Genomic DNA, 26,611 nt, shown 5'->3' on the forward strand with positions numbered 1-26,611 from the left:
CGGTATACGGGAATTATGGATTGGCTGACGACCGTTGACCACAAAAAAATCGCGATTCTTTACTTGGCGGCAGGAGGCTTGTTCTTCGGGATCGGTGGAATTGAAGCTATTCTGATTCGTCTTCAATTAATTATTCCTTACAATGAAATAATGACCACCCAGACATTTAATGAAATGATTACAATGCATGGGACGACAATGATCTTCCTCGGCGTTATGCCGATTATTTTTGCTCTGATGAATGCGGTGCTTCCGCTGCAGATCGGGGCAAGGGACGTTGCGTTTCCTTTTCTGAACTCGCTCGGCTTCTGGACCTTTCTGTTCGGGGGATTGCTGCTTAATCTGAGCTGGTTGATGGGGGGTGCTCCGGACGCGGGTTGGACATCCTATGTCCCGCTATCAAGCACGGAGTACAGCAAAACACACGGTGTCGATTTCTACACCATCGGTCTCCAGATTGCAGGTCTTGGTACGCTGATCGGGGGCATCAACTTCCTTGCTACGATTATTACGATGCGTGCACCCGGGATGTCTTTTATGAGAATGCCGATGTTTGCCTGGACGACATTTATAACATCCGCCATTATTCTGTTTGCTTTCCCAGCCATTACGGTGGGTCTTGTTCTACTAACCTTTGACCGAATACTCGGAGCTAACTTCTTCGATGTTGCAGGTGGAGGTAACCCGGTATTATGGCAGCATATATTCTGGATCTTCGGTCACCCTGAAGTATATATCCTGATTCTGCCGGCATTCGGAATCATTTCCGAAGTTATTCCGACCTTCTCCAGAAAGAGATTGTTCGGTTACAGCTCCATGGTATTTGCAACAATTCTGATTGCGTTCCTTGGCTTCATGGTTTGGGCGCATCATATGTTTACAACAGGGATGGGTACGGTAGCGAATGCCTTGTTCTCGATCTCAACAATGCTGATTGCGGTACCTACGGGGATCAAGATCTTTAACTGGCTGTTTACAATGTGGGGCGGACAAATCCGGTTCACGTCTGCGAATCTGTACGCGATCGGCTTTGTTCCTACCTTTGTCATGGGCGGGGTAACCGGCGTCATGCTCGCCTCTGCACCGGCAGACTTTCAGTTCCATGATACATATTTTGTCGTCGCGCACTTTCACTACGTCATTGTAGGTGGCCTTGTCCTCGGACTGTTCTCCGGTCTGCACTACTGGTGGCCGAAGATGTTCGGACGTGTTCTCGAAGAGGGGCTGGGCAAGATTACGTTCTGGATCTTCATTATCGGCTTCCATCTTACGTTCTTCGTTCAGCACTTCCTCGGTCTGATGGGGATGCAGCGCCGGGTTGCAACCTACGCACCGAATCAGGGCTTTGACATGCTGAACCTGATCAGTACGGTTGGTGCACTCATGATGGGTGTAGGCGTCATTTTGTTCCTGGTGAATATCGTTAAGACTTCACTGAAGCCTGCTGATGCTGGCAACGATCCTTGGGAGGATGGACGTACACTAGAATGGACGATTCCTTCTCCTCCGCCAGAATACAACTTTAAACAGACTCCGCTCGTACGCGGAATTGATGCTTACTGGAAAGAGAAGATGGCTGGCCATTCAGAGATGACTCCGGCTGAGCCGGTCGGACCGATCCATATGCCTTCGGCGACCATATTACCGTTTCTAATGTCCGTAGGGATATTCATCGCGGGTCTCGGTCTGATGTTTACGAATGATGACTTCGGCAATGCATTCATGAATTTTATGTTCAATAACTATATTGTCGTCATTATTGGTCTGGGGATTACCTTCGGTTGTATGATCGTTCGCTCACTCTATGACGACCATGGATGGCATATCGAGCCTGAGGAACTGGAAGATAAGGGGGCAAAAGCATGACAAACCCACACGCAGAAGCTGTAAATGGTCAGCTGCCTCATGAACCGGAAAAAGCAACGCTGGAGGGCCGCAACAAGATTCTTGGCTTCTGGCTGTTCATGGGCGGAGAAGCAGTTCTGTTCGGTACGCTATTCGCGACCTTCCTGGCGCTTCGCAACCAGACACTGGATGGACCAACAGCAAATGATCTGTTTCATCTTCCCTTGGTTGCAGCGGCAACCTTCACTCTGCTGGTGAGCAGCTTGACGAGCGTATTTGCGATTCAAGCGATGCATAAGCATAACGTCAAAGCGCTCATTAGCTGGCTCGGGGTTACCATTCTGCTTGGACTCGTCTTTCTAGGTATCGAAATCTATGAGTTCTACGAATATGTTGTTCATAAAGAATTTGGTATGACAACGAGCGCATTCAGTTCGGCGTTCTACACGCTGGTCGGCTTTCACGGGGCTCACGTTGCCTTCGGTCTAGGCTGGATCGGACTTCTCATTGGACAGCTGTACAAAAAAGGATTAACGGTCGTAACCGCACCGAAGATTTATGTGTCGGCGATCTATTGGCACTTTATCGACGTGGTCTGGGTCTTCATCTTTACGGTCGTATATCTGCTTGGGAAGGTGGTTTAATCCATGGCGGGTAATGGTCAATCAAGCTCGGGCGCGGAAGGTGTTAAGCATCGCCATCGTCCGGAGGGACCGGAGAAGCATATTGTTGCCTTTATATTCTCGATCGCGCTTACGCTAATTGCATTTGCTGCAGTGGCCGCCGGCGGTGTGAATAATACGTTTACGATTATTATTTTGCTGGTCATGGCTGTGCTTCAGGTCATTATTCAGATGGCATATTGGATGCATATGAAGGACAAAGGGCATCTGATCCCGCTCATCTTTATGGCATTCGGATTCTTCGTGGCCTTTACGGCCATTATTACCGCCTTATTGTGGATGTGGTGGTAAGTGAGGCAAGAAGGCGGCGAATCTTTCGCCGCCTTTTCGAATTTTCGTAAAGCCAATCATTACCATTCTTCTACGCGGAGTAAGGCAGGAGGAGGAGAGTCATGCTCGGTCTACAATATTTCAGCTTTAATGATCTGTGGAGCCCGCTGTTTTTGGCTTTTATGATTATGATGACTGCACTTTATTTTGTTGTGATTGGTCCGGTTGCCGAGAAGGCAAGAGGAAGTGAGAAGGCAACGACACGGCAAAAAGTGATGTTTCTATGCGGGATGCTCATCTTGTATATGGCACAGGGCGGTCCGATCAGCTTGTTTGGCCATACGATGTTTACCTTCCATATGCTTAGCATGGCCTTATCCTATATTGCGGCTCCACCTCTCATTATGAGAGGAATCCCGGCATGGGTCTGGCGTAAAGCGCTGGATTATCGTCCTGTTCGGTGGTTTTCATTTCTTGCCCATCCGATCGTAGCGGCACTGCTGTTTAATGGACTATTCTCCTTCTATCACATTCCGGTCATTCATGATTACGTCATGCTCAATTTCACCGTGCACCGGCTGTATTACATCGTCTTGTTCATTACTGCCATGCTGATGTGGGGATCGCTAGTGCATCCGATACCGGAGCGGGACAGGGGATCAGGTTTACACAAGATCGGATATATCTTCCTCAACATGGTGCTGCTTACGCCAGCCTGCGGACTGATTATTTTCGCCTCAGAATCTATCTATGAGACCTATAGCAATCCTAATGCTTGGGTAGCAGCGATGGGATACTGTGTATCACCAGAAACGCAGCTTCGCCTGCAGGGTCTCGGAGGCCCTTCGTTCTTCAATTTCCTGTCAACCGCACAGCAGGATCAGCAGGTCGGCGGCATTGTGATGAAGATGATCCAGGAGCTGATATTCGGCGTGATGCTGGCATACGTGTTCTTTCAGTGGTATCGGAAGGAAAGTCAGGAGGATGACGAGAATATTCCCTTACAAGTATCAGGCAGAACTGAAGCATAAAGGTGTCTATAAGGGCGATCGATTCACGAAGGCATTCAAGGAACGACTACAAGCAGGTGAAGACTCGAGGGGGAAGAGACATGGACTTGGATTTCATACTGCCAACACTAAGCACCGCCTTTATTGTGATCAGTGCGGTGCTGGTAGGGATTGGCTGGTATCTCATCGTAAAGGGTAAGCGAGAGGCACATAAGAAAATGATGATTGCCGGAGCTTGGGCAGCGATCCTGTTTTTTATCATCTATTCTTCCCGTACCTTTATTGTTGGTAATACCTCCTGGGGTGGACCAGATGATTTGAAGCTGTTCTACCATGTATTTTTGATTTTTCATATTATATTGGCAACAGTGGCTGCTGTATTCGGGATTACGACCCTGGTCTGGGGCTTCAAGGAGAAATATGCGAAGCATCGGAAGCTCGGAAGAGTGACCTCAATGGTATGGTTTTTTACAGCCATTACGGGGGTTGTTGTCTATACGCTTCTCTATGTGATGTATCCGGGCGGTCATACCAAGCCTGTATGGGAAGTCATTATAGGTGCTTAGGATGATTCACAAGATTAAATATTCGTAGCATATAGCATTGATCAGGTTAAATTATTGAAGAGAATATAATCTTGTATTGTAAAGGCCAGCCAACAACATGTTCACGTTGTTGGCTGGCCTTTTTCTATAGGCAAAGATAATGAAATTAAATAAGATCCTGTTCCATCAGGCTGTGGGCGATTTGGAGTGAATTCCACGCAGCGCCTTTGAGTAGGTTATCAGAAACGATCCATAGATGGAATCCATTAGGAATATCCGGGTCCTTGCGGATCCGGCCAACGAATACATCAGGGCTTCCTGCTGCCTGTAGCGGCGTGGGGTATAACTGCTCTGCAGGGTTATCCTGTACGACAACACCGGCTGATTGGGACAGCAGCTCACGAATTTCACTTACGGACGCAGGTGTTGCCAGCTCAATATATACAGATTCGGAATGGCCAGTGACGACAGGAACACGAACGCAGGTTGCAGCCATTTTTAAGAAGGGCAGTTCCATGATTTTCTTAGTTTCATCCATCATCTTCTGCTCTTCGTAGCTATAGTCATTGTCTGTGAATACATCGACCTGGGGCAAAACGTTAAATGCGATCGGATAATGCTTCTGATCCTTCTTGGCAGGCAGCAGGTTAGCTTGAGCAGGTTCTCCCTGAAGAGAGGCTTGGGCTTGGGACAACAGCTCCGTGATTGCCCCGACACCTGAACCGGATACGGCCTGATAGGTGGAGACAATAATGCGTTCGAGACCGTAAGTGTGGTGTATAGGTGTAAGAGCAGTGACCATTTGCAGGGCGGAGCAGTTCGGTACGGATACGATGCCTTGGTGGGTCTGCAGCACATGTGGATTGACCTCGGGAACAACTAACGGCACTTCCTTATGCATACGGAATTCACTTGTATTATCTATAACGATTGCCCCGCTTCTCACTGCGATAGGCACAAATTGCCGTGACACCTCACCGCCAGCGCTAAAAAACGCAATATCCACATCTTCAAAGCTGGTCGCTGTCAGCTCTTCACATTGAATCACTTCATCCCGAAACGGGATGAGTGTACCTGCAGATCTCCGAGAGGAGAGAAGCTTCAATTGACCGATTGCAAATTGGGTGTCTTGTTCAAGCAGTTCTTTAATTTTGGTTCCGACAGCTCCGGTAGCGCCGACGATCGCCACATGGTACTCCGTTTTTTTCATGGGTTAATGGATCTCCTCACATCTTGAATTTCATTTATTGTAATACAGCAGGTGGTATAATGATCATCAGAAGATCCGATAAGGTTGTTCGCAAAGGATGATATAAAAGGAGCATCGCTATGGATATCAAGCATGTCAAAACATTTTGTGCTGTAGTGAAGCACGGAGGCTTCTCCAAAGCGGCAGAAGCGCTTAGCTATGCGCAATCCACCGTTACGATGCATATTCAGTCCTTGGAGCAGGATTTGAGCTTGCGTCTGTTTGACCGTCTTGGCAAGAAGACGATCCTGACTGAGCCGGGCGAACGATTTCACCAGTATGCCATTGAGCTGCTTGTCATCTATGAGAAGGCGAAGGAGATATCCAGAGAGAAGCACGAAGTGGCCGGAAGCCTGAGCATTACAGCGAATGAATCGGTTGCTGTATATCTACTGCCTGGAATACTCAAGAGGTTCAAGGAACAGTATCCGAAGGTGAATATTACTATTGAAGCTTCATCAGGTGTTAATGAGCTGCAAAGGCTGAGAGAAGGCGAGACAGATATTGTTTTTCGAATTGGAGAACAGCTGGAATATGATGGGGTGAAGGCGATATTGCTTCGTCAGGAGGAATTTGGCTGGATTCTCCCTGAGGGTCATACAGATCAAAGCTATCATCAATTGCTGCAGCAATATCCCTTTATATATACAGAGCCGGAGTGCAGCTATCGCAAGCTGGTCCATAGGGTGCTCATGGAGAATGGGGCTGCTCCTGAACGCACATTGGAGAGCTCGAGCATCGAGGTGATCAAACAATCGGTTATGGCTCAATTAGGCATTGCTATACTGCCGCATATGGTTGTGAAGGAAGCTGAAGCAAAGGGGCAGCTTATCTATCGGGAGATCCAAATGCCGACGAAGATATACAGCCAGGCTTATTATCATGGCAGCAGGTGGCAGTCACCTGTTCAGAGCGCATTTGTTGATGTGCTGCGGCGGGAGTTTGCTGTGCCTGTGAGAGACGTGTGAATACTTTTCCATATACAAACACAAAGAATGTAACGCTTAAAGGCGGGTACATTCGTTTTTTTTACAAAAAGAGGTTGACTTGGTATGAGCTTAGTTTGTATAGTGTGTATAAAGATATATACAGTAATCACACCTGGAATGGTGAGGAGGATATACAGCATGAGTTCGAAAGTAAGGAAGCAAGCTTGGTGGATGACGAGGCAGGAAATGGGGCGAGATTGGCTTCAATGGATCTGGACTCTGTTGTTCACAGCGTATGCGGCAATTATGTGCGGCGCCTCCATGCATGAAGCACTGAAGGATAAAGGCTATACGTTAATGGGAGATAACTTTTTTCTTATTTTTGTTCCATTCTTAGGCTTTTTCTTCTCAAGAAGGTCCTTTCGTTATTTACAGGAAGATTCATATACACAAATGCTTGCTTATATGAGACGGATTCCTGTTCCTGTGGATGCCCTTCTCTTGAATCGTATCATTCAAATGCTGATCACTTTTGTAATTAACGGAATTGCATTCTTCAGCTTGATCTATACAGCAGCTCTTCGAGGAGAGCAATTTGGACTATCGGGGGTCCTGGCGTTCACAATCATGTGGATTGGGTACGGGCTGTTCATTAACTCGATCTACTTCTACTGGGAATTTAATTGCAGCGGCAAGCGATATTTTGTTCAAACCATGGCTCTGATGCTATTCACTCTGCTCGTATCATTGCTAGCTGCGATGTTCGACCAGAATTTGATTAAAATTACACTTCAGCAAAGTGCGGATTATGGTTTATTATCGCCGATGATGTGGGGGATACTGCTCATCGCTGGAGCCAGTCTTACGATCAGCTTCAAGTTGACTCGTAGACAATTGTTACAAAGGGATTTGAGTTAAGGAAGCAGGACGGAGACGAACAAATGAGAACAATGAAGGATGAACCTATACAGGCTGAGGGGGTGCGCAACCTGTGAATATACCTATTCAAATTAACGAGAACAGTGCGGAGCCCTTGTACCATCAGATTGAAAGTCAGCTACGTTCACTAATTATATCCGGTCAGGTTAAGGAGGGAACGCTATTGCCGTCTATTCGTGAATTCGCAGGCAGTCTAAGCTGCAGTGTAATTACCGTGCGAAGAGTGTATCAGGATCTGGAGAATGAAGGGCTTCTTCGTACAAAACAAGGCACGGGTACTTTTGTAGCTGAAGTCGGCATGAAGGAGCGAAACGAGTTCAAGCTGACGGCAGTTAAGGATGCGCTTGTTCAGGCAGCCAAGGTTGGCATCTCCGTTGGCAGTACGAAGGAAGAGCTGGCCGCATGGTTTAGTGAGGTGCTCCGTGAGGTCTACGATGGTAAGGAGGAGAAGCAGTCATGACAGAAGCTCCCGTAATAACAATGAAAGAGGTATATAAATCCCGAAAAGAGAAAACGATCGGGCCCATTAATATGGAGCTGGCCGAGGGATATATATATGCCATAGTAGGTCATAACGGATCGGGCAAGAGCACGCTGCTCAATATGCTGCAGAAGATTGTCATGCCTGATTCGGGGAGGATCCTCTGGTACGGAAGTGAAGTGGAAGGAGAGCTTCCACCAGAGCTTCGAGAGAAGATCAGTTCGGTAACAGAGAAATCCATTCTAGATGAAGATCATATGACGGCAATGGAAGCGGCTGAATTTCGGGCTTATTGGTATCCCAATTGGAACCAAGGTTTGTTCGAAGAACTGCTGAGCAAGTTTGAGGTTCCTACCAAGTCCAAGCTGAAGAAGATGTCGAAGGGGGAGCGCAGGAAGTATGAAATTGCAGCAGCGCTGGCCGTACAGCCTAGGCTGCTCATCCTGGATGAACCTTCTTCGGGACTGGACCCCTTCTCTTGGAAGCAGATGATAATAGAACTCCAGCGCTATATGGATCTAGGGAATACGACTGTCATCATTGCAACTCATATCCTTGATGAAATCCGTCGGCTTGCTGACTATATTATCCTCATGCATCGAGGGCATACCCTCGGGATGGTGGAGAAAGATCTGCTTCTGGACAGCTGGAGAGAAATTTGGTACGAGGGTGATATGAAGCCGGCGCATCTGCCGGGAGTTGTGGATTGGTCAGAGGAGACTGGGCGTATCCGCCGTATTGTGACGACACATACGAGCGACGTCATGGAAATTCTATCCGAATCCGGCATTACACCAGTGAAGGCCCGAATTCTAGAGCTGGATGAAATATTGGCCTATTGGATTGAAGGATATGGTCCGACAGGCTGGGAGACGAAAAAGGGGGAGAAGATACGATGAATCGATTAGAACTGAGCCAAGTAATGAAGCAGTACGGAGACAAGACAGCGGTAAACGGCGTAACACTCACAGTAGGCGAAGGAGAAATATACGGCCTGCTTGGTGCCAACGGAGCGGGGAAGACAACAACGATGCGCATGGTGCTGGGGCTAATCTACCCTGACGGCGGAGATATTTTGTACAACGGCAAAAAATACAGCCCTGAATTGCAGCATATGATGGGTTATCTGCCCGAAGAGCGCGGAATGTATCCAAAGGTCAAGGTCAGTGAGCAGATTAACTATCTGGGCAGGCTGCGCGGTATGAATGCAAAGGACGCGGATCAGAGCCTACGATACTGGCTGGAGCGGTTCGAAGTCCCCGAGTACTACGATAAACGGATCGAAGAGTTGTCCAAAGGGAATCAGCAGAAGATGGGCTTTATCGCTGCTGTCGTGCATAATCCGCAAATATTGATCCTCGATGAAGCGTTCAGTGGACTGGATCCGGTTAATGTCGAGCTGCTCAAAGCGACGGTCAAGGAGCTTCGGGATCAAGGCACCTCGATTCTGTTCTCAACCCACCGGATGGAGCATGTGGAAGAGCTGTGTAAGAACATCACCATTCTCCATCGTTCGAACACGGTCGTGCAGGGGAATATACAGGAGGTCAAATCACGGTATCCGCGGGAGCATGTGCGTCTTGTAACAACGGATAGATTGAACGGACTTGAGAAGATTGCAGGCGTAACTCGTGTAGAAGAGATGGATAAAGGATATCTGATCACAATCTCTTCCTCCGATGCGGCTCAATTGATTCTGCAAAAAGCACTCCAGGAATCGACGGTCGAGCATTTTGAGATTAAAGAACCTACGCTTAACCAAATCTTTATCAAGGAGGTAGGAACCGGACATGAATAAACTCGGGACGATTATCGGTTTTACTTACAAGCAGAAGGCCAAGACGAAGGCTTTTAAAATAACGACATTGATTCTGGCTATACTGATGACCATCGGCATGAATATCCCTTATGTAATTGATATGTTTGCAGGCAATGACGGAGAGAGTGGGGGCAATGCTCCCGCCGATATCCCGGCGATCGGGCTTGTCGTGGGTGAGCAGCAGGCATCGGCTCAGGCGCTTGAGGAGTTTGTGGCCAGTCAGCAGGTGCCGGCTCTCCACTTCATAACCTATGAACAGGCAGATGCGCCAGAGCTCAAGACAGACCTCGCGGATGAAGTGATTGAGGGATATGTTGAGCTGCATGCTGCAGGAGACGGTACAGCACCAATGGCTACCTATTATGCAGAGGATGCGAATCCGTCCCCGGCAGTCATGACAACCATTCAAACTGGATTGCAAAATGCAAAGACCAAATCGATCGTACAGGATGCGCTTAGTCCTGAGCAGATTGAAGCGATCAGCGTACCGGCTGTCGTTGATGTTCAGGAGGTAAGCGTGGAAGAGGATGCTGCAGCTGGTTCTGGAGCAGATGTGGAAAGTGCAGCTGTTGATTATATCTTTGTATATGTACTTATGATACTGTTCTTCTTCTCGATCATTATGACCGGAAATATGATTGCTTCTGAAATTACGGCAGAGAAGAGCTCGCGGATTATGGAGATTCTTATTACGAGCGTATCGCCGCTGACACAAATGTTTGGCAAAATCATCGGGATCTTCCTGCTCAGCCTGACGCAGATCGGAATCTTCGGACTTGTGATCTTCGGAAACTTGATGCTGCCGCATAATATCGAGCTGCTTCGCAGTATTGATATCGACCTGTCCACTATGAATCTGGATGTACTGATCTATGGATTCTTATTCTATATTCTGGGCTTCTTCCTGTATGCGGTTCTGTTCGCAGCCATCGGCTCCATTGTCAGCCGTACCGAAGAGCTGGGCCAGGCGCTGACACCAATGACGATGCTGTCCTTAGTTGCTTTTTATATTGGAATCTTCAGCCTTAGTACGCCGAACAGCCTGCTCGTGCAAATCTCAAGCTTCGTTCCGTTTACTTCTCCAACGGTGATGATTCTTCGAATCGGTATGGGTGAAATTGCGGTATGGGAAATCTGGGTGTCGCTCATCCTTCTGGTTGCGTCGATTCTGGTGTTCGGCTGGTTGTCGGCCAAGATCTATCGCACCGGGGTACTGATGTATGGCAAACGCCCTAGTATCAAGGAGCTTAGAAAAGCGATGAAGGCTTATAAGATCTAATGGAAGCAGAATTCAACAAATATTAGAAAAGGATGATGGCAAGTTGGAACAATTTTTGCAACAGCTGCAAGATTCGAATCCGATATTACAATTCCTGGGGGTTATGCTCGTAGGAATGATCCCCTTTCTCGAAGGATACTTTGCCGTACCTGTAGGGATTGCGGTCGGGTTCCCTGCAGTGATGACGATCGTAGCGGCAATCGTCGGAAACTGGATCTCGGTTATGGTTGTTATCCTGGCTAGTGATCGCGTAAGGCAGTGGCTGCAAGGAAGAAAATCGTCCGAACGTAAACAAGAAAAACAAAATAAACGTCTAGAACGCGGACAGAATCTATTCCAAAAGTACGGTGTTCCCGGAGTGTCGCTTCTAGGTCCTTTGTTGATCGGAGACCATATCGCGGCATTAGTCTGTATCGCGTCGGGTGCATCGAAACGATATGTGATGATTTGGCAGACGATTGCCATCGTCGTATGGGCTGTCGGAATGGGGATTCTGGTGCTGTTAGGAATAAATGTTATAAAGTAAATCTAAGGGAATAGAAGAGAACCCTTGATTCATTGCAAGCATGGATGTATCGAGGGTTCTCTTCTTTACTCTGAAACGTATGTTAGTAGATTGAAGCAGCTAAAGATATTATGAAATTGATTCTACTGAAGTTCATTTTATATAATATTAAGGAAGAGTAGACAGTAAAGAGCAACCAAACGAAGAAGCTAATAGAGAATTGTTTCTAAATAAGCCTATTGGTATGTACGCAATTGTAATAAAAGAAACCAACAAAATTGCAGAGAGAAATGGTTAATAACTTATTTTTAAAAGAGGAGTGGCTCACTTTGAGAAGCGACAACATACATATTAGATATATTTCCGTCGATGACGCCGCTGGACTACTCCAGTTGCAGAAAGAGAACCGTAATTTTTTTGAAAGCTACGCTCCTACACGTACGGACGATTTTTATACGATGGAAGGACAGCTTAATCGTATCCAAAAGCAGGTCGAAAATAGGCGGAATGACCAAGCATATGATTTTGGGATCTTTACAAACTCCGATAATATGTTAGTGGGGACGGTCAGCCTTTTCCAAGTGATGAGGGGCCCTCTTCAAAGTGCATATATCGGATATGACTTAGATCAAAAAAATAACGGTAGAGGCTATACAACAGAGGCTGTTCGGCTAGCCGTGGACTATGGCTTCAATGAATTGAAATTACATAGAATTGAAGCAGGGGCAATGACGCATAATATCGCTTCAATTCGAGTGCTTGAGAAGGTTGGCTTTCAAAAAGAGGGCATCGCTCGACAGAATGTTCATATTAATGGAAAATGGGAGGATCATCAGATCCTCGCAATCCTTAACCCACGCAGTTAGTTCTTTAAAAAGGGAGTATTGCGTCCATAAACCTTAACCTTCATAGAATATATTACTTTGTTGGCCATTATCATATGATAGATTTACGAAAGATAATCAGAGATCCAAAAAAGCAAAAGGCTTCCAATATCGGAAGCCTTTTTTGTATTTCTTTGCTAAGCTGGTGAATGCTTTGTTAGTCCGTCCTGATCGCTCGCTGCTGTAGCCATGTATCTGATGAAGAACCCAATAGCACTATGATCTAATGGAGGAGATTTCGCAGCACTAAGAATTAGGATGAACTTCTCTGGAAAGTGTAGATGAATTACTACTAGGCCAGGTAGAGAGAGCCTGCTCAGCCACAGCCTCTAGCATATTGCGGCTGAAGCCAGCTTTGGCTTGAACAGCCATACCATGGAGCACAGCCATTACGAATGCAGCTAGCACAGTACAGTTCGCCGTTTCCGGTAAATCTCCCTCCTTCTTTGCCCGCTCTAAACGATCACGCAGCGAAGCTTCTCCATCGGCACGCGCATTAATCAGTGCACGTCGAATAGGTTCGGCATCGTCTGAGCCAGCCAAGTCACCGTGTACATATAAACATCCCTTATGATCCGGGTAACGAGTTTGCAATTCTGCGGCACCGCGAAAGATGTGTGCGACTACCTCCCGTGAGGTCGGCAGTTCCATTGCTGTTGGAAAGAAATCATGATAATGCTTGTAATAACGCTCAAGAGCTCGGAGGAACAAAGCCTCCTTGTTGCCAAACGCTGAGTAAAGCGCGGGGCGTTCAACACCCGTGGCCTGCGTTAGGTCAGTGTACGACGCGCCCTCGTAGCCTTTGCGCCAAAAAACGCAAAGTGCTGCGTCCAATGCCTGATCCACATCGAATTCGCGGTTACGTCCCATCAGTCAGATCACCTCAATATGTTTTATAACGATTGATATTAAATTGTTTCCTATCCAATTATTATCTTCATACTCCACATTATCATAACACACGTTACAAAATGCAGCCAGCCCACAGGACAAGAAATTGCGTCAGCGCATGTTTGACCATAATTTTGAGCTTCTGGATCTTTTGGCATGTATCAGGCGCTATACCCGGCCTGCATTGATAGCATATTTCATCATAAAAACGTATTGTAATCGCCTAATGTGATACAGCTGACGCCCTTTTAATGGAACAATGACAGTATGTATCAGAATGAAAAATAAACTCGTAACATAATAGTCATTATGATATTGACAATATTTAATTGAAGCATATAATATAGATTAACTTAATGGTCGTTACTAAATCTACAGTTCATCAGATCGAAGTCGTCCATCGACGTACATAGAGATTCTTTTCAAGGAGGTTCCTTCATGTAGAAAACATGGATTTGCTAAAGCGAAGTATGGGATTAGTGCCAGAAGCTATGCTTGAGAAGTTTTTATTAAAGATCGTTCAAATTAACTTATAAGGAGTAGATCGTATGTCGACAAGCGAAGGAAGATTCAGTGGTAAGGTTGCTTTGATCACAGGGGCTAGTCGTGGGATGGGGGCTGAAATAGCCAAAAAATTAGCTGCAGGCGGAGCAGAATTTATAGGCGTTCATTACGCCAGTAATAGGGGGGCTGCTTTTAAAGTTGTTGAAGAGATTAAGGCGTTGGGCTCAAAGGCTGTAGCTCTGGAAGCAGAATTGACAACTGGTATTTCCGGTGTGAAAAAACTCTGGGCTGCATTTGAAGATGCTGTTGGTTCGGAAATTGGATCTGTGAAATTGGATATTTTAGTAAATAACGCAGGTATTGCACCGGCCATTCCTTTTGAAGAGACATCAATTGAAACGTTTGAAGATGTTATAGATGTTAATGTTAAAGCTCCATACTTTCTTACCCAAGCAGCTAGCCCGTTTATGCGAAGCGGTGGTCGAATTATTAACATTTCTACTGGCTTTACTCGTGTTGCCGGTCCGACGCATTCCATCTATTCAGCTTCGAAGGGAGCCGTGGAGACACTCACTTTAGCGTTAGCTCCGCTTTTTGCATCAAGAGGTATTACGGTTAACGCAGTAAGACCTGGAACTACAGCTACTGATATGAACAAGGAATGGCTCGCCAACCCAGAAGCTCATGCTGAAGCAGCTTCCATGTCTGCTTTTGGAAGAGTTGGCACCACGAAAGACATCGCTGATGTAGTTGCGTTTGTAGCATCTGAGGAGGCACGATGGATCACGGGTCAATTTATTGATGCCACAGGAGGGACCAGGCTCTAAGTATTCTGCTTGGAACGTTGTTGTCCTTACGCATTGTCCTGTAGTAAGTATGAAGTAAGCGTTAGAAACGATATTTTATTATATCGCTTTAACGCACAACAGCTGTTGCCAGTAATCGGCAGCAGCTGTTTGTATTCTTCATGTTTTTTAAGAGAAGTTTGTATACTCCTCTCATTGGTGCCCTGAGCAATTAGCTCACACGTTAAACACCTTGAGCAATCATCGCATCAGCCACTTTGACAAACCCGGCAATATTGGCACCAATGACCAGGTTGCCGGCAAGACCGTATTCCTCGGAAGCGCTCATACACTCGTTATAAATATTACTCATGATCTGTTGCAGCTTCGTATCGACTTCTTCCATCGTCCAGGACAGCCTTGCGCTATTCTGTGCCATCTCCAAGGCCGACACGGATACGCCGCCGGCATTCGCCGCTTTAGCGGGAGCGAATAAGACGTTGTTTTCGAGGAAGACATCCACAGCTTCGAGTGTAGAAGGCATGTTGGCACCTTCGCCGACGGCTTTCACGCCATTGTGGACAAGTAATTCAGCGGAAGCTTTGTCTATTTCGTTCTGAGTCGCGCATGGCAAGGCGATATCACAAGGAATGGTCCAAATGCCGGAGCAGCCTGCAACATAGATCGCATCCGGATGCTCAAGCACATACTCCTCGCATCTGCGATTCTCTACTTCCTTCAGCCGTTTGATCGTATCCAGGTTAATACCTGCTTCATGATAAATATAGCCGCTGGAGTCGCTGCACGCGACCACTTTGGCGCCTAACTGCATTGCTTTTTCCATGGCATAGATGGAGACGTTTCCTGACCCTGATACCACGACGCGGCTTCCGTTGAAGCTGAGGTCCGCATTCTGCAGCATCTGCTCCACAAAGTATACGGCTCCGTAGCCGGTGGCTTCTTTACGTCCCAGGCTTCCGCCGTATCCAATACCTTTGCCGGTAAGAACACCTGCTTCGTACGCACCGACCAGCCGCTTGTAGTGACCGAACATGTAGCCGATTTCTCTGGCACCGACACCAATGTCGCCGGCAGGAACATCTGTATCCGGTCCAATATGTTTTGACAGCTCGGTCATGAAGCTTTGGCAGAAGCGCATAATTTCGAGGTCGGTTTTTCCTTTGGGATCAAAGTCAGAGCCGCCTTTACCGCCGCCAATCGGCTGACCGGTTAACGAATTTTTGAAGATCTGTTCAAATCCCAAAAATTTGATAATACTCGCGTTAACCGAGGGATGGAACCGGAGCCCGCCCTTGTAAGGACCGATCGCATTGCTGAATTGAACACGGTATCCTCGGTTCACTTGAACGTTTCCCTGATCATCTACCCAAGGCACACGGAAAGATACGAGCCTGTCCGGTTCGACCAACCGATCCAGGATAGCGTGCTTCACGTACTGCGGATTACGGGCCAGAACAGGAATCAAGGATATCAGAACTTCTTTGACTGCTTGATGGAATTCCGTTTCACCCGGGTTTCGCTTCTGAACGGTTTCGAATACCTCATTAACGTATTGCTGTGCCGCATCTGCATGCCCCGTTGGTGCTTGCTCTACTTCCTTCACTAAACTCATTGTTCCACTCCCTTTGATGTGTGTGAATTCATTTGTCGTTTACCTATTTCTCTTTATCTGATTGTAGTTTAATATTAAATTCAACTAATTCATCGCTTCAATATATAGATAAGATAAAGTTAATGCGTTTTGCGCATAAGGGGAGGGGAGAGTTCCATGGAGATTAGGCAGATGCGTTACTTTATTGAGGTTGCGAGGCGTGAGCATGTAACCGATGCAGCTAATGCTTTGCACGTTGCCCAATCTTCGGTCAGCAGGCAGATCGTTCAGCTGGAAAGCGAGCTTGGCGTGGATCTCTTTATTCGCAAAGGACGGCGAGTGAAGCTGACACCAATCGGGAAAATACTGCTGGCACGTGTAGAGCAAGTGATGAATATGATCGGTGAGGCGGAACGAGAAGTGAAGGAATATTTGGATCCGGAGAAGGGTGTTGTCCGTATTGCATTTCCGATCAGCTTGGCCGCTCATGTACTGCCGACCGTCATCTATGCCTTCCGTCAGCGGTATCCGGAAGCCAGATTCCAGATGAGACAGGCCCTTTACCGGGATTTAATAGACGGTGTCATTAATGGCGAATTTAATCTGGCTATGATTGCCCCGCTGCCTGGTGAAGATCCGCAGATTCAGTCCAAGCTTCTCTTCACGGAACGTATTGTGGCACTATTGCCGCTTCAGCATCGGCTTGCAGATCGAACGGCGATTCAATTGTCCGACATGCAGGATGATGCATTCGTTACACTGCCCGAAGGGACAATTTTTCGGGAGATTGTGCTGAGGGCTTGCAGTGAGATCGGGTTTACTCCCCATATTGCCTTCGAAGGGGATGATATCGATGCGTTGAAAGGCTTGGTCTCCGCAGGACTGGGTGTTGCACTGATGCCCGAGGTCACCTTGGTTGACAGCATTCCACATTCCACGGTGAAAATTCCTCTCGTCGGGCCTGAGGTGACTCGAACTGTAGGTGTGATCATCCCAACGCAGCGAAAATTACTGCCAACAGAGCAGTTGTTTTATCAGTTTCTCTCGGAATTTTTTGCATCAGATGGTGAGGTCAGGACACAGTGATTGTAAAACGAACTAAGCAGGGTAACCCATTCGGTTTTGCGCGTGCTTTACCGCATGTTATATTTAGGGGAGCATAGAAAAGTGAAGAGGGGAATCACATGAAGAACACCATTTCAGATATTGCCAAAATTGCTGGAGTGGCTAAGAGCACAGTATCCCGGTATTTAAACGGGGGGTCAGTCAGTGATGTGACCCGGCGAAAAATCGAACAGGTTATCAAGGAGACCGGCTATATTCCAAACTCTTTTGCCCAAAGCCTGAAAGCGAAGAAGACCAGCATGATTGGTGCTATTGTGCCGCGCCTCGATTCCTACTCAGTCTCGCAAACCGTGACCGGAATGGATGAAGAGCTGCGGCAGAACGGGTATCAGCTGATGATTATTAATACCAACCAGAACCTCTCTCGGGAAATCGAAGCCTTATATGATCTGGCTCGGCAAAAAATATCAGGAATTATTCTGTTTGCAACCGAAATTACGGAAGCCCATTTAAACGCGGTTGAAGAAATAGGGATTCCAGTTATTTTTCTCGGACAGCAGCATCAGGATGTGCACAGCATTATTTACAACGATTATGCCGCAGGCTATGACATCGGTCAGTATATTATATCCAAGGGTCATCACAGGATAGCGTATTTAGGTGTAACTGAGAAGGACGTTGCTGTAGGGATTCAGCGAAAGCTCGGGTTCCAAAAAGCACTAAAGGAACAGAAGAAGGCGGAGGCGTATTTTTTCGAGAGCGGATTCAGAATGTCTGCAGCTGTGGAGGCGGCCTCGGGCATATTGGATGGCCCGAACCGTCCATCAGCCATTGTGTGCGCAACGGATAATATTGCTCTTGGCGTCATGAAGGCCGCTCATATGAGAGGAATTGATATTCCCCAAGATCTTTCAGTGACTGGCTTTGGCGGCTATGACGTAACGGAGATGATACATCCTAGTCTGACTACCGTGAAGTATAAGTATTGGGATGGAGGATGCTTGGCAGCACGCCAAGTGATCAAGCTTGTCCAAGAAGAGTCAATCGACCTCCTTACCATCCTGCACTATGAATTTATGGAACGAGAAAGCGTTGACAACATAAAATAAACTCTTATATACTGAAAACGACGGAACCGGTTCCAAGGTAGTTTGGCATAACTTTGGAACTTGAGTTCATTATTTTTACAGCTGATTGGAACCGGTTCCATTTAGCTGCCACAGCATAGATCGCAAATTGAGAGCAAACGGACAGATTGAAAGGGAAGGAGAGGGCAATGGACAGAGAACTCAAATACCGCCGTCTAGATCAGGCTCCTCTGGAAGAAATCGCTGCATTGCAAAAACGGGTTAAGGACAGCAGCTGGAGGCAGACCTACCATATACAGCCCCTGACCGGACTATTAAACGATCCTAATGGATTCGCTTATTATGCAGGAGAATATCACCTCTTTTATCAGTGGTTCCCGCTGGGCACCTATCATGGTCTCAAATATTGGTATCACACTGCCTCAAAGGATCTGGCATTTTGGCGTAACGCTGGTATTGCCATTGAGCCGAGTGCACCCTATGATTCGCTGGGAGCTTACTCGGGGAGCGGGATCGTGAAGGACGAAAAGCTGCATTTGATCTATACGGGAAACACCCGGGATGACAACTGGAATAGGCGCCCATATCAATGTATGGCTGTCATGGACGCAGAAGGAAATATTACGAAGCTTAACAAGCCCCTCATCGACCATGTGCCGGAAGGGTACACAGAGCACTTTCGGGATCCTAAGGTGTGGAGAGACGAGGATGGTTACCGCTGTATTATCGGCGCCCAGAGGATGGATCTGACCGGAACCGCTGTTCTGTATACATCTTCGAATCTGGTCGATTGGATGTTTGCAGGTGAGCTGGGAACCGGGCTGAAGGAATTTGGTTACATGTGGGAATGCCCCGATTACTTTGAGCTGAACGGACAGGGGGTTCTTATCTTTTGTCCGCAGGGACTGGAGGCTGAGGGGGATCATTATCAAAACATTTATCAATCCGGTTATATTACGGGAAAACCACTGAATCGGGAGACCCTGGAGTTTGAACACGGCGTTTTTCATGAGTTGGACCGAGGTTTTGATTATTATGCTCCCCAGACGATGGAGGATGAGCAGGGACGACGAATTCTGGTTGCCTGGATGGGACAGCCCGAAATCGGATATCCCACTGATCAGCATGGATGGGCACACTGCCTGACATTACCTAGAGCGCTAGAGCTTCGGAACGGCAAACTCACTCAGATGCCTGTAGAGGAGCTGAAGAAGCTTCGGGGAAAGCAAGCTGGAGTACAGGACACTTTATCCAGTGAGACCAAATCCTACGACGAAATAGACGGAATCGCATACGAACTGATATGTGAGTTCAGAGGTATTGATGCTGAAGCGGTCGGTGTGGAGATCCGAGTGGGTGAAACCGAGCGCACGGTTATCAGGTATGATGTGACGCTTGGCAAGCTTACGATGGATCGCTCCGCATCTGGTGAACGGATTGGCAGTGAGTACGGAACCGCGCGATCCTGCAGATTGGATGGAAGAAACGTCAAATTTCATCTGTTTGTAGACACCTCCTCCGTCGAGCTGTTCATCAATGACGGTGAAGAAGTGTTTACAAGCCGCATTTTTCCTCAGTCAGGCAGCAAAGGAATTCGATTTTTTTCAAATCATGGAATTGCCGGCTTAAAGGTCACTAAATGGGATTTGACTCAAGCCGTAAATGATATAGAAGGGAAGGATTGAATATGGCAGCAGATAACCGTGAAATCGCTAAGCAGGTAGTAGAAGCCATCGGCGGAAGGGAGAACATCGCTTCCTTTGCCCATTGTGCGACACGGCTTCGCATTATGGTTCATGACCAGCAGAAGATCGACCAGAACAAAGTAGAGAACATCGACAAGGTTAAAGGTGCGTTCTTCAATTCCGGTCAGTATCAGATTATTTTCGGAACTGGCACTGTAAATCAGATTTTTGAAGCGGTGGAAGCTCTGGGTCTGGAGAGTACGAGCAAGGAGGACCTGAAATCTGAAGCGAAAAAATCTGGAAATATGTTTCAACGGTCTATCCGCACCTTTGGAGATGTTTTTGTGCCGATTATTCCAGTATTGGTCGCTACCGGCCTGTTCATGGGACTTCGTGGTCTGCTGACACAAGAAACAGTCCTTGCCTGGTTCGGTTTGACCCCGGATGATATTTCGGCGAATTTCCTCATGCTTACACAGGTGCTGACTGATACGGCCTTTGCCTTCCTGCCTGCACTTGTGGCCTGGTCCGCATTCAAAGTATTTGGTGGAAGTCCGGTGCTGGGTATCGTTCTCGGACTGATGCTCGTCAACCCGGCGCTGCCGAATGCGTATAGCGTTGCGAACGGCTCAGCGGAGGCATTAGAAATTTTCGGATTTATTCCGGTGGTTGGATACCAGGGCTCCGTTCTGCCGGCCTTCTTCATCGGTCTTCTTGGCGCTAAGTTTGAGCGATATTTGAGAAAGAGGATCCCGGAAGCAATAGACTTGATTGTTACCCCATTCGTAACGCTGCTTGTGATGATTATTCTCGGCCTGTTTGCAATTGGACCGATCTTCCATTCGCTGGAAGAGGTTGTTCTTAACGTAACTACATTCCTGCTCGACCTGCCGCTCGGCATTGCGGGCCTTGTGATCGGCTTCTTCAACCAGATTATTGTGGTGACCGGAGTGCATCATATCTTTAACTTTCTGGAGATTCAGCTGCTGGAGCAAACGGGAAGCAACCCGTTCAACGCCATTGTGACAAGTGCTATGGCCGCTCAGGGTGCGGCCTGTCTGGCCGTTGGTCTGAAGACCAAGAACAACAAGCTGAAGGCTTTGTCGCTGCCATCCTCTTTTTCCGCATTTCTCGGCATATCAGAGCCGGCTATTTTCGGAGTAAATCTGCGTTATGTGAAGCCCTTTATTATGGGTCTTATCGGTGGTGGGATTGGCGGCTTCATGGCCTCCCTGCTCAAGCTGGAGGCAACCGGGATGGCGATCACAGTTATTCCAGGCACACTCCTGTATCTGAACAGTCAGCTTCCATGGTACATTTTGTGTAATCTGACAGCGATGGCAATTACCTTTGTATTAACCTGGATGTTCGGATTTAACGACAAAATGCTGGATCAAGTGAAATCGGAAGCGAAATAAAACTAGGCGCCTTTTACGAGGGACTTCGTGAAAGGCGCCTTTTTATGCTGCTGTGCGAAATAATCAGGAGCGAGATAATTGAGATCTCGCCCGTATTGCATATCGAATAGAGGAGAAGAGCAGAGAGGTAGTTATGACTCTTGGACAGGCTTCAATGCTTCGGCTGCTGCTGTGTCAGCAGCTTCCACAATCGATAGGCTTCCGTTTGGCTCCAGCACAACAGCAGCGACGGAGTCCATGCTGTCCAGCCCTTCGCTTCGCGCGGCCTGGTAGATATCATCTTTTTGAATACGGGTCTTCTTCAAAGCTTTGTCCACAAACTGTCCGTGATAGAACAATAAATGAGGCTCCGACTTGATGAGCTTATTCAGCGAGGAGAACTTCATGGACAGCCAGCTCACGACAAATTGAAGTCCTAGAAGGAGAAGGAATGCGGTTAGTCCTTCTGCCAAGGAGATATTCGCATCCAAAATGACGGTAGCAAGCACTGAACCAACGGCAACCGATACGGTAAAATCAAATGCGTTCATCTGGGAAAGTGTGCGATTGCTGGATGTACGGAGCATGAGGATCAGTGCGAAATAGCTGAGCATGCCGACGATAATGATACGGAATAGAGAATACCAGTTGTCAAAAAACATATCGGCCTCCTTTACAGGTCTAGTATTCCTTACCCGTATTTAACCCTTATCCCACCTACAAATTACGCACAGAGCTGATCTTTCTATGAAGATGAAGCGGTGTGTTATGGCTCAACTCTCAACACTCAACGCTCTGCATCCAACTTCACTGCATGCTTGGAGTACCACTCATTCGCTTCCTGAATCACCTCTGCTCCACCGGCTGCCATAAATTCCTGTACAAAGTCGTCGAAGTAACGCAGTGGCTTCTCTCCCGTAATGATTGAGATATAGGCCTTGTTTTTCAATTGAACCAGATCGGGTCCTTTATCTGTCAGAGAGGGTGTTGCGACCTCCAATGCATTGTATATGCCATCCTGATCGAGATCCAGCGTAGAGGCCCACTGCTCTCTTCGGGAAGTAGGCATGAGGGGCACGGTCATTCCGATGTTAGCGCCAATACTATTCTGATAGCTGAACATCTTGTCGTAAGGAGGGAGCACGATGACATCCTCTTGAGAGTCTCCTGCCCATCGCCAATGCTTTCCCTGAATACCATGAATCATGGAAGTATATTGTTCCACATCGGGATTCGCGCTGACGTAGTCTAGTATCTTTAGAATTTCCTCCATTTTGCCGGGCTCTTTCGCGGCGTCTGCACCAATGGCTGTAAAGCTCATTAGCATATCATAAGCCTGGGAGCCCCGCTGTCCATCGGGTCCGCTGAAGGGGCGGCCAAAAGTAATTCGGGCCTGCGGATTTTTGACGCTTAATTCCTTCGCATTAAATGCGGCCTCTACGGGCGCCTCCTCACCATATGCATTTAGTGTCATGTAATCCCCGTCTTGAATCCAGTGATAATAGTTGCCCATGGAGGTCATGCCGATTCTCCCATCAATGAAGGCATGAGAGAGATGCTTATAGCCTCCTTTATTCTCACCTGTAATAAATTCAGGGTCGATGACACCATCCCGGTACCATTTACGAAGATACTGCAGTGCTTCTTTCATTTCGGGCTCCAGTGCACCGATGACGAGCTTCCCATCCTTATTGCCAAAATAGAGCTGATCCGCGAACACGATCTGGCCGAAGGCACCGAACACGACATTCATTCCTTGTCTGGACAAGCCGTAGGTATCCTTCTGACCGTTGCCATCCGGATCTTCGTTCGCAAATGCGTAGATGACTTGTTCGAATTCATCCAGTGTATCCGGCACAGGCAGACCGAGCTTATCGAGCCAGTCCTGGCGATAGACGACAGGCATACGATAAATATTGGTCGGATTGATACCAGGAATACCGTAATATTTGCCATCAATCATTCCATCGTCCTGATAGTCCGGAGCATAGGCTTCGAGAGCCTTCATAATGTTGGGCGCATATTCCTTCAGCATGTCCTCGGGAATTTCCGCGAGCAGTCCTTGCTGCTGATACCTCAGCAGGTCCTGCGGCTGTCTCACCCTGAACAGATCCGGAATTTCGCCTTGCGCGAGCTTCTTATCGAGCAGTGCTTCATAACGGTTGTTCTCAATATTCCAGATGTTCAGATCCACATTGAACTGATTCTCCACCTGCTGAACCATCTCAGCATCCTCTGGCACCGGCAGATTGAGATGCATCGTCCATGAAATCTGGTAACGCGGCGAGCTCGCGGAGGTAGAGGTTTGTGGATCTGCTGGGCCGGACGCTGCATCCGGCTTCGTATCACAACCGCTGAGTATGCTCATTAGGGCAATTAGAGTAGTAAGAGACGGAATGAATTTCATCATCATGTAAAAACCTGCCTTAAACAAAGATTGAATCCTAAACATACGGCATAGGTAATAAGCGTTTATCAGAGCATGATCATGCGCAAGGCGCGAGACCTCTCACGTGTTCATCTGTGAACATGTAGCTTGCTCCTCAGCACATCTCTACATATGCTCAGCGATGCTGCGCATGTAGTTGCGCGGCGTACAGCCGTACGTTTCCTTGAATTTCTTAATAAAATAGGCGGAGGTTCCATAGCCAACCGTGCTCGCCACCTGCTCGATCGTCATGTGGTTACTTTCGATCAGCGTTTTTGCCTTTTCGAGCCGCTGAGTGGTGACATATTCAGTGTAGGTGACCCCGAGCTCCTCCTTGAAGAGCCGGCTCAAATACTTCGGGCTGATGAACACTTTTGCCGCCACGGCATCAAGCGACAGATCCTCCGACAGATGGAGGTCGATATACTGCTTCGCGAGTTCAATGCTGGAAACGGCCCTTTCACTGCTTCTTTTATCCATCTGGGCAGTGAATGTGGCGATGGACTCGGTAATCCATACTCGAAATTCATGGATATGATTCAGCTGAAGATACTGCTGATACAGATCCGCATGTTCATCACCTGGTGGCTTATAACGGATGCTCTTCAGATGATCGGAGTACATAAATACGATATTTGCCAGGATAAAATGGCAGTAGTGAGCAGGGTATGTTCCTTCCTGCAAAGTTCTGATCAAGGCATCGACTGCTCCGATAATATCTTCCGACTGCCGGTTCTGCAGCTTATCTCTGAACCTGCCCAGCATAGACTGAGGGATCTCTTCAACACTATTTTCTCGTGTGAGAATCAGGCGGTCCTTCAGAATAGTCTGCTCCGGCAGGAAGTAACCATATTTCATCAGTGTCACTGCCTCGCTATAGCTGAGATGGATCTCCTTCATCTCCTGCACCCAGCAGCCCCAGGATATTTGAATATTTCTATAATATTGGCTTCTGTCAGAAGAGAGCAGCAGGTCTGATATCTGCTTCAGCAGTGAATCGCCTGCTGTATTCGTGCATACAATGAGCGCCACTTTATTGTCCGGCAGCTCCTCAGCAATCAGATAGTGCTCATGCAGGAAGGCAGCATTCAGCTCGTTCACGATAGGATAGGCAAATGTCTCCTTGGTGTGATCAAGAGCATTGCCAGCCTCCCCCTGATTCAGCAGCAGGCAGCAGTAATGTGTATATGACTGCGGGATACCGAGAAAAGGCAGCTCTTCTGCCAATTCTTCAGGGGTGTAGGCGTTACGAAGCATGTTCAGCACCACATTATGCTTAATGACGGAGCTGTTTGCCATTAGCGTCTCTTCCAGACTGCTGACCTTACTGCTCAGCTTACTAAAAGCCGTATCAATGAGGCCGTATTCATTCTGAACCTGATCCGGGGCATGATCTGCAGATTCCTTGATTTTGTTCACGATGCGCTTGATCGGATTGTAGCTGGCGAGTGCCAATATGCCGGATAAAATGGTGCCGAGCAGAATGGCAAACAGGCAGATGCCGACAATCAGCTTCTGAATAAAGTCTGACTGCGCATAAAAAGTGCTGGCGGGCACTGCGCTGTAAACCTTCCAGCCGGTTGTCTCAAGCGTTTGATATGAAACGACATAGTCGGTGTGATGAATATTTTCCTTGAAGCTTCCCGACGGGGTCTCAGACATAAGCGCTCTGCGTACCCCCGAATCATAATCCCGGTAGACACCGATACTTCCCTTGCTTACATCGCTTATCGTCATTCCCGACGAATCCAGAGTATAGGTGTCCTTATACTGCGACGGCATCATCCGCTGAATGATGGAGCTGACTGCGCTCTCCTTCACATCAATGGCAATCAGCAGGTCGCTGTCATGTCCGGAGGACTGAACGGGATAGCTGTGTACATATGTGAATAAGGCACTCGCATTGCTGTCCAGCTGACTGGAGTAGATATCCTGAGGCACCAGCCGGGTTGTTGTCCATAAACTGCTGTCCTTGCTGGCTTGCATGCCGTTGATCCAGTCTGCAAAATATACAGAGCCGCTTCCTTGATCGGCGTTATAATTCAGCCCATGGTTTGAAGACAGCATGATCCGTTCATCCGGATAGTAGAGATGAACCGCATGGATAAGATCCGAATTGTTCGTTACCTTGGACTTGATCAGCTCGTGCAGGTCAATGACCTTGCTGAGATGCCCGGTGTAGGAGGAATCAGCAAATAAACGAAGATCTGCGCTCTTATCGAGAGAGATGTCGAGATAGATCTGTTCGACTCTCTTCAGCACGTTAGATTCAATCGTTTGGGCCGTGTTTTGCATCATAATTCTATTTTTGCTATGAAGCTCTTCCTTATAATTGTTCGTGAAAAAGACATAGAAGGCAGAGCACAGCAACAGAACGATAACAAGAACGATGGATACATGAGAAATGGCCAGGTTTGCAAATACAGAATTCCGCTTTTTCAAATCGACTCTCCTCCCACTCTCGAGCATAACCGATGCAATGGACAGGATTCGACCGAATCATTCACGATTTGTATTAACAGAATGTAAAATTGCAGCTCGAAAAATACAAAAATAGCTAATCATACTTGGAATTGTCCTATTTTTATATAAGGTGGCAATTATCATATTGCTGCGTGCTGGAGCCTAATGCTAGATTGAGATCGATTCATACGTTACAGGCGAAGGACGGTGTTGCTCATCCATTGCTGGGACTGAATTAAGCTCGAAATAAAATCC

General features: G+C 47.4%; 24 protein-coding genes and 1 pseudogene. 18 read left to right on the forward strand and 7 right to left on the reverse strand.

What is annotated here, in order from left to right; translation table 11 throughout:
• The first annotated feature begins 15 nt into the window (after positions 1 to 15).
• From ctaD to TCA2_RS10230, 5 genes are all read left to right on the forward strand, one after another.
• Positions 16 to 1,866 carry a cytochrome c oxidase subunit I gene (gene ctaD / locus TCA2_RS10210; protein WP_370510333.1) on the forward strand — a complete coding sequence of 617 codons (1,851 nt, stop codon included), beginning with the start codon at positions 16 to 18 and terminating at the stop codon, positions 1,864 to 1,866.
• Positions 1,863 to 2,489 carry a cytochrome (ubi)quinol oxidase subunit III gene (locus TCA2_RS10215; RefSeq protein ID WP_047911493.1) on the forward strand — a complete coding sequence of 209 codons (627 nt, stop codon included), beginning with the start codon at positions 1,863 to 1,865 and terminating at the stop codon, positions 2,487 to 2,489. The genes ctaD and TCA2_RS10215 overlap by 4 nt, the downstream gene beginning before the upstream one ends.
• A 3-nt stretch (positions 2,490 to 2,492) precedes the next feature.
• Positions 2,493 to 2,819 carry a cytochrome C oxidase subunit IV family protein gene (locus TCA2_RS10220; RefSeq protein WP_047911494.1) on the forward strand — a complete coding sequence of 109 codons (327 nt, stop codon included), beginning with the start codon at positions 2,493 to 2,495 and terminating at the stop codon, positions 2,817 to 2,819.
• 101 nt (positions 2,820 to 2,920) lie between these two features.
• Positions 2,921 to 3,829 carry a cytochrome c oxidase assembly factor CtaG gene (gene ctaG, locus TCA2_RS10225; RefSeq protein WP_047911495.1) on the forward strand — a complete coding sequence of 303 codons (909 nt, stop codon included), beginning with the start codon at positions 2,921 to 2,923 and terminating at the stop codon, positions 3,827 to 3,829.
• 80 nt (positions 3,830 to 3,909) lie between these two features.
• Positions 3,910 to 4,374 (forward strand): DUF420 domain-containing protein, encoded by a 465-nt coding sequence (locus TCA2_RS10230; protein ID WP_047911496.1) that lies wholly within the window; start codon positions 3,910 to 3,912, stop codon positions 4,372 to 4,374.
• Between the two features lie 145 nt (positions 4,375 to 4,519).
• Here the strand turns inward: TCA2_RS10230 and TCA2_RS10235 are convergent, their stop codons facing one another.
• Positions 4,520 to 5,563 (reverse strand): aspartate-semialdehyde dehydrogenase, encoded by a 1,044-nt coding sequence (locus TCA2_RS10235; protein WP_047911497.1) that lies wholly within the window; start codon positions 5,561 to 5,563, stop codon positions 4,520 to 4,522.
• 119 nt (positions 5,564 to 5,682) lie between these two features.
• Between TCA2_RS10235 and TCA2_RS10240 the strand changes: the two genes are divergently transcribed.
• From TCA2_RS10240 to TCA2_RS10275, 8 genes are all read left to right on the forward strand, one after another.
• Positions 5,683 to 6,570: a LysR family transcriptional regulator gene (locus TCA2_RS10240; protein ID WP_047911498.1), complete on the forward strand. Its 888-nt coding sequence runs from the start codon at positions 5,683 to 5,685 to the stop codon at positions 6,568 to 6,570.
• Between the two features lie 159 nt (positions 6,571 to 6,729).
• Positions 6,730 to 7,449 (forward strand): hypothetical protein, encoded by a 720-nt coding sequence (locus TCA2_RS10245; RefSeq protein ID WP_047911499.1) that lies wholly within the window; start codon positions 6,730 to 6,732, stop codon positions 7,447 to 7,449.
• A 73-nt stretch (positions 7,450 to 7,522) separates the two neighbouring features.
• The gene (locus TCA2_RS10250) at positions 7,523 to 7,930 is read left to right on the forward strand and encodes a GntR family transcriptional regulator (RefSeq protein WP_047911500.1); all 408 of its coding nucleotides are present in this window, start codon (positions 7,523 to 7,525) and stop codon (positions 7,928 to 7,930) included.
• Positions 7,927 to 8,850: an ATP-binding cassette domain-containing protein gene (locus tag TCA2_RS10255; RefSeq protein ID WP_047911501.1), complete on the forward strand. Its 924-nt coding sequence runs from the start codon at positions 7,927 to 7,929 to the stop codon at positions 8,848 to 8,850. Before TCA2_RS10250 ends, TCA2_RS10255 begins: the two co-directional genes overlap by 4 nt.
• Positions 8,847 to 9,749: an ABC transporter ATP-binding protein gene (locus TCA2_RS10260; protein ID WP_047911502.1), complete on the forward strand. Its 903-nt coding sequence runs from the start codon at positions 8,847 to 8,849 to the stop codon at positions 9,747 to 9,749. Before TCA2_RS10255 ends, TCA2_RS10260 begins: the two co-directional genes overlap by 4 nt.
• Positions 9,742 to 11,049, forward strand: a complete 1,308-nt coding sequence (locus tag TCA2_RS10265; protein WP_047911503.1) for an ABC transporter permease — start codon at positions 9,742 to 9,744, stop codon at positions 11,047 to 11,049. Before TCA2_RS10260 ends, TCA2_RS10265 begins: the two co-directional genes overlap by 8 nt.
• Positions 11,050 to 11,092: 43 nt before the next feature.
• Positions 11,093 to 11,575, forward strand: a complete 483-nt coding sequence (locus tag TCA2_RS10270; protein WP_047911504.1) for a small multi-drug export protein — start codon at positions 11,093 to 11,095, stop codon at positions 11,573 to 11,575.
• 269 nt (positions 11,576 to 11,844) lie between these two features.
• On the forward strand, positions 11,845 to 12,420 hold the full coding sequence (locus TCA2_RS10275; RefSeq protein WP_047911649.1) for a GNAT family N-acetyltransferase: 576 nt from the start codon (positions 11,845 to 11,847) through the stop codon (positions 12,418 to 12,420).
• 264 nt (positions 12,421 to 12,684) lie between these two features.
• Here the strand turns inward: TCA2_RS10275 and TCA2_RS10280 are convergent, their stop codons facing one another.
• A complete protein-coding gene (locus TCA2_RS10280) occupies positions 12,685 to 13,149 on the reverse strand; it encodes a TetR/AcrR family transcriptional regulator (RefSeq protein WP_238546351.1) in 465 nt (154 codons plus the stop codon).
• A pseudogene (locus TCA2_RS27545) lies at positions 13,150 to 13,308 on the reverse strand (TetR/AcrR family transcriptional regulator); the annotation flags it as partial.
• Between the two features lie 569 nt (positions 13,309 to 13,877).
• Here TCA2_RS27545 and TCA2_RS10285 point away from each other — a divergent pair.
• Entirely contained in the window at positions 13,878 to 14,660 is a 783-nt protein-coding gene (locus tag TCA2_RS10285; protein WP_047911506.1) for an SDR family NAD(P)-dependent oxidoreductase, read from the forward strand.
• A 202-nt stretch (positions 14,661 to 14,862) separates the two neighbouring features.
• On the opposite strand, the gene gdhA is transcribed toward TCA2_RS10285, so the two are convergent.
• Positions 14,863 to 16,251, reverse strand: a complete 1,389-nt coding sequence (gene gdhA, locus TCA2_RS10290) for an NADP-specific glutamate dehydrogenase (protein ID WP_047911507.1) — start codon at positions 16,249 to 16,251, stop codon at positions 14,863 to 14,865.
• Between the two features lie 156 nt (positions 16,252 to 16,407).
• Between gdhA and TCA2_RS10295 the strand changes: the two genes are divergently transcribed.
• From TCA2_RS10295 to TCA2_RS10310, 4 genes are all read left to right on the forward strand, one after another.
• A complete protein-coding gene (locus tag TCA2_RS10295) occupies positions 16,408 to 17,316 on the forward strand; it encodes a LysR family transcriptional regulator (RefSeq protein ID WP_047911508.1) in 909 nt (302 codons plus the stop codon).
• Between the two features lie 98 nt (positions 17,317 to 17,414).
• Complete coding sequence (locus tag TCA2_RS10300) at positions 17,415 to 18,404, forward strand: LacI family DNA-binding transcriptional regulator (RefSeq protein ID WP_047911509.1); 990 nt, start codon at positions 17,415 to 17,417, stop codon at positions 18,402 to 18,404.
• Between the two features lie 167 nt (positions 18,405 to 18,571).
• The gene (locus TCA2_RS10305; RefSeq protein WP_047911510.1) at positions 18,572 to 20,068 is read left to right on the forward strand and encodes a sucrose-6-phosphate hydrolase; all 1,497 of its coding nucleotides are present in this window, start codon (positions 18,572 to 18,574) and stop codon (positions 20,066 to 20,068) included.
• A gap of 2 nt (positions 20,069 to 20,070) precedes the next feature.
• Positions 20,071 to 21,486: a sucrose-specific PTS transporter subunit IIBC gene (locus tag TCA2_RS10310; protein ID WP_193746021.1), complete on the forward strand. Its 1,416-nt coding sequence runs from the start codon at positions 20,071 to 20,073 to the stop codon at positions 21,484 to 21,486.
• Between the two features lie 131 nt (positions 21,487 to 21,617).
• Here the strand turns inward: TCA2_RS10310 and TCA2_RS10315 are convergent, their stop codons facing one another.
• From TCA2_RS10315 to TCA2_RS10325, 3 genes are all read right to left on the reverse strand, one after another.
• Positions 21,618 to 22,127, reverse strand: coding sequence for a DUF421 domain-containing protein (locus tag TCA2_RS10315; protein WP_047911512.1), 510 nt, complete (start codon positions 22,125 to 22,127; stop codon positions 21,618 to 21,620).
• 125 nt (positions 22,128 to 22,252) lie between these two features.
• Entirely contained in the window at positions 22,253 to 23,878 is a 1,626-nt protein-coding gene (locus TCA2_RS10320) for an extracellular solute-binding protein (RefSeq protein ID WP_052511879.1), read from the reverse strand.
• 141 nt (positions 23,879 to 24,019) lie between these two features.
• Positions 24,020 to 26,335: an AraC family transcriptional regulator gene (locus TCA2_RS10325; protein WP_052511881.1), complete on the reverse strand. Its 2,316-nt coding sequence runs from the start codon at positions 26,333 to 26,335 to the stop codon at positions 24,020 to 24,022.
• Positions 26,336 to 26,611 lie beyond the last annotated feature (276 nt).

This window comes from Paenibacillus sp. TCA20, assembly GCF_000732325.1.
GTDB lineage: Bacteria > Bacillota > Bacilli > Paenibacillales > Paenibacillaceae > Paenibacillus > Paenibacillus urinalis.

Excerpts from the sequence above, each read along its gene's own strand:
- ctaD (WP_370510333.1), top strand. The coding sequence starts at position 16 with ATGGATTGGCTGACGACCGTTGACCACAAAAAAATCGCGATTCTTTAC.
- TCA2_RS10215 (WP_047911493.1), top strand. The coding sequence starts at position 1,863 with ATGACAAACCCACACGCAGAAGCTGTAAATGGTCAGCTGCCTCATGAA.
- TCA2_RS10220 (WP_047911494.1), top strand. The coding sequence starts at position 2,493 with ATGGCGGGTAATGGTCAATCAAGCTCGGGCGCGGAAGGTGTTAAGCAT.
- ctaG (WP_047911495.1), top strand. The coding sequence starts at position 2,921 with ATGCTCGGTCTACAATATTTCAGCTTTAATGATCTGTGGAGCCCGCTG.
- TCA2_RS10230 (WP_047911496.1), top strand. The coding sequence starts at position 3,910 with ATGGACTTGGATTTCATACTGCCAACACTAAGCACCGCCTTTATTGTG.
- TCA2_RS10235 (WP_047911497.1), bottom strand. The coding sequence starts at position 5,563 with ATGAAAAAAACGGAGTACCATGTGGCGATCGTCGGCGCTACCGGAGCT.
- TCA2_RS10240 (WP_047911498.1), top strand. The coding sequence starts at position 5,683 with ATGGATATCAAGCATGTCAAAACATTTTGTGCTGTAGTGAAGCACGGA.
- TCA2_RS10245 (WP_047911499.1), top strand. The coding sequence starts at position 6,730 with ATGAGTTCGAAAGTAAGGAAGCAAGCTTGGTGGATGACGAGGCAGGAA.
- TCA2_RS10255 (WP_047911501.1), top strand. The coding sequence starts at position 7,927 with ATGACAGAAGCTCCCGTAATAACAATGAAAGAGGTATATAAATCCCGA.
- TCA2_RS10260 (WP_047911502.1), top strand. The coding sequence starts at position 8,847 with ATGAATCGATTAGAACTGAGCCAAGTAATGAAGCAGTACGGAGACAAG.
- TCA2_RS10265 (WP_047911503.1), top strand. The coding sequence starts at position 9,742 with ATGAATAAACTCGGGACGATTATCGGTTTTACTTACAAGCAGAAGGCC.
- TCA2_RS10275 (WP_047911649.1), top strand. The coding sequence starts at position 11,845 with ATGGTTAATAACTTATTTTTAAAAGAGGAGTGGCTCACTTTGAGAAGC.
- TCA2_RS10285 (WP_047911506.1), top strand. The coding sequence starts at position 13,878 with ATGTCGACAAGCGAAGGAAGATTCAGTGGTAAGGTTGCTTTGATCACA.
- gdhA (WP_047911507.1), bottom strand. The coding sequence starts at position 16,251 with ATGAGTTTAGTGAAGGAAGTAGAGCAAGCACCAACGGGGCATGCAGAT.
- TCA2_RS10295 (WP_047911508.1), top strand. The coding sequence starts at position 16,408 with ATGGAGATTAGGCAGATGCGTTACTTTATTGAGGTTGCGAGGCGTGAG.
- TCA2_RS10300 (WP_047911509.1), top strand. The coding sequence starts at position 17,415 with ATGAAGAACACCATTTCAGATATTGCCAAAATTGCTGGAGTGGCTAAG.
- TCA2_RS10305 (WP_047911510.1), top strand. The coding sequence starts at position 18,572 with ATGGACAGAGAACTCAAATACCGCCGTCTAGATCAGGCTCCTCTGGAA.
- TCA2_RS10310 (WP_193746021.1), top strand. The coding sequence starts at position 20,071 with ATGGCAGCAGATAACCGTGAAATCGCTAAGCAGGTAGTAGAAGCCATC.
- TCA2_RS10315 (WP_047911512.1), bottom strand. The coding sequence starts at position 22,127 with ATGTTTTTTGACAACTGGTATTCTCTATTCCGTATCATTATCGTCGGC.
- TCA2_RS10320 (WP_052511879.1), bottom strand. The coding sequence starts at position 23,878 with ATGATGATGAAATTCATTCCGTCTCTTACTACTCTAATTGCCCTAATG.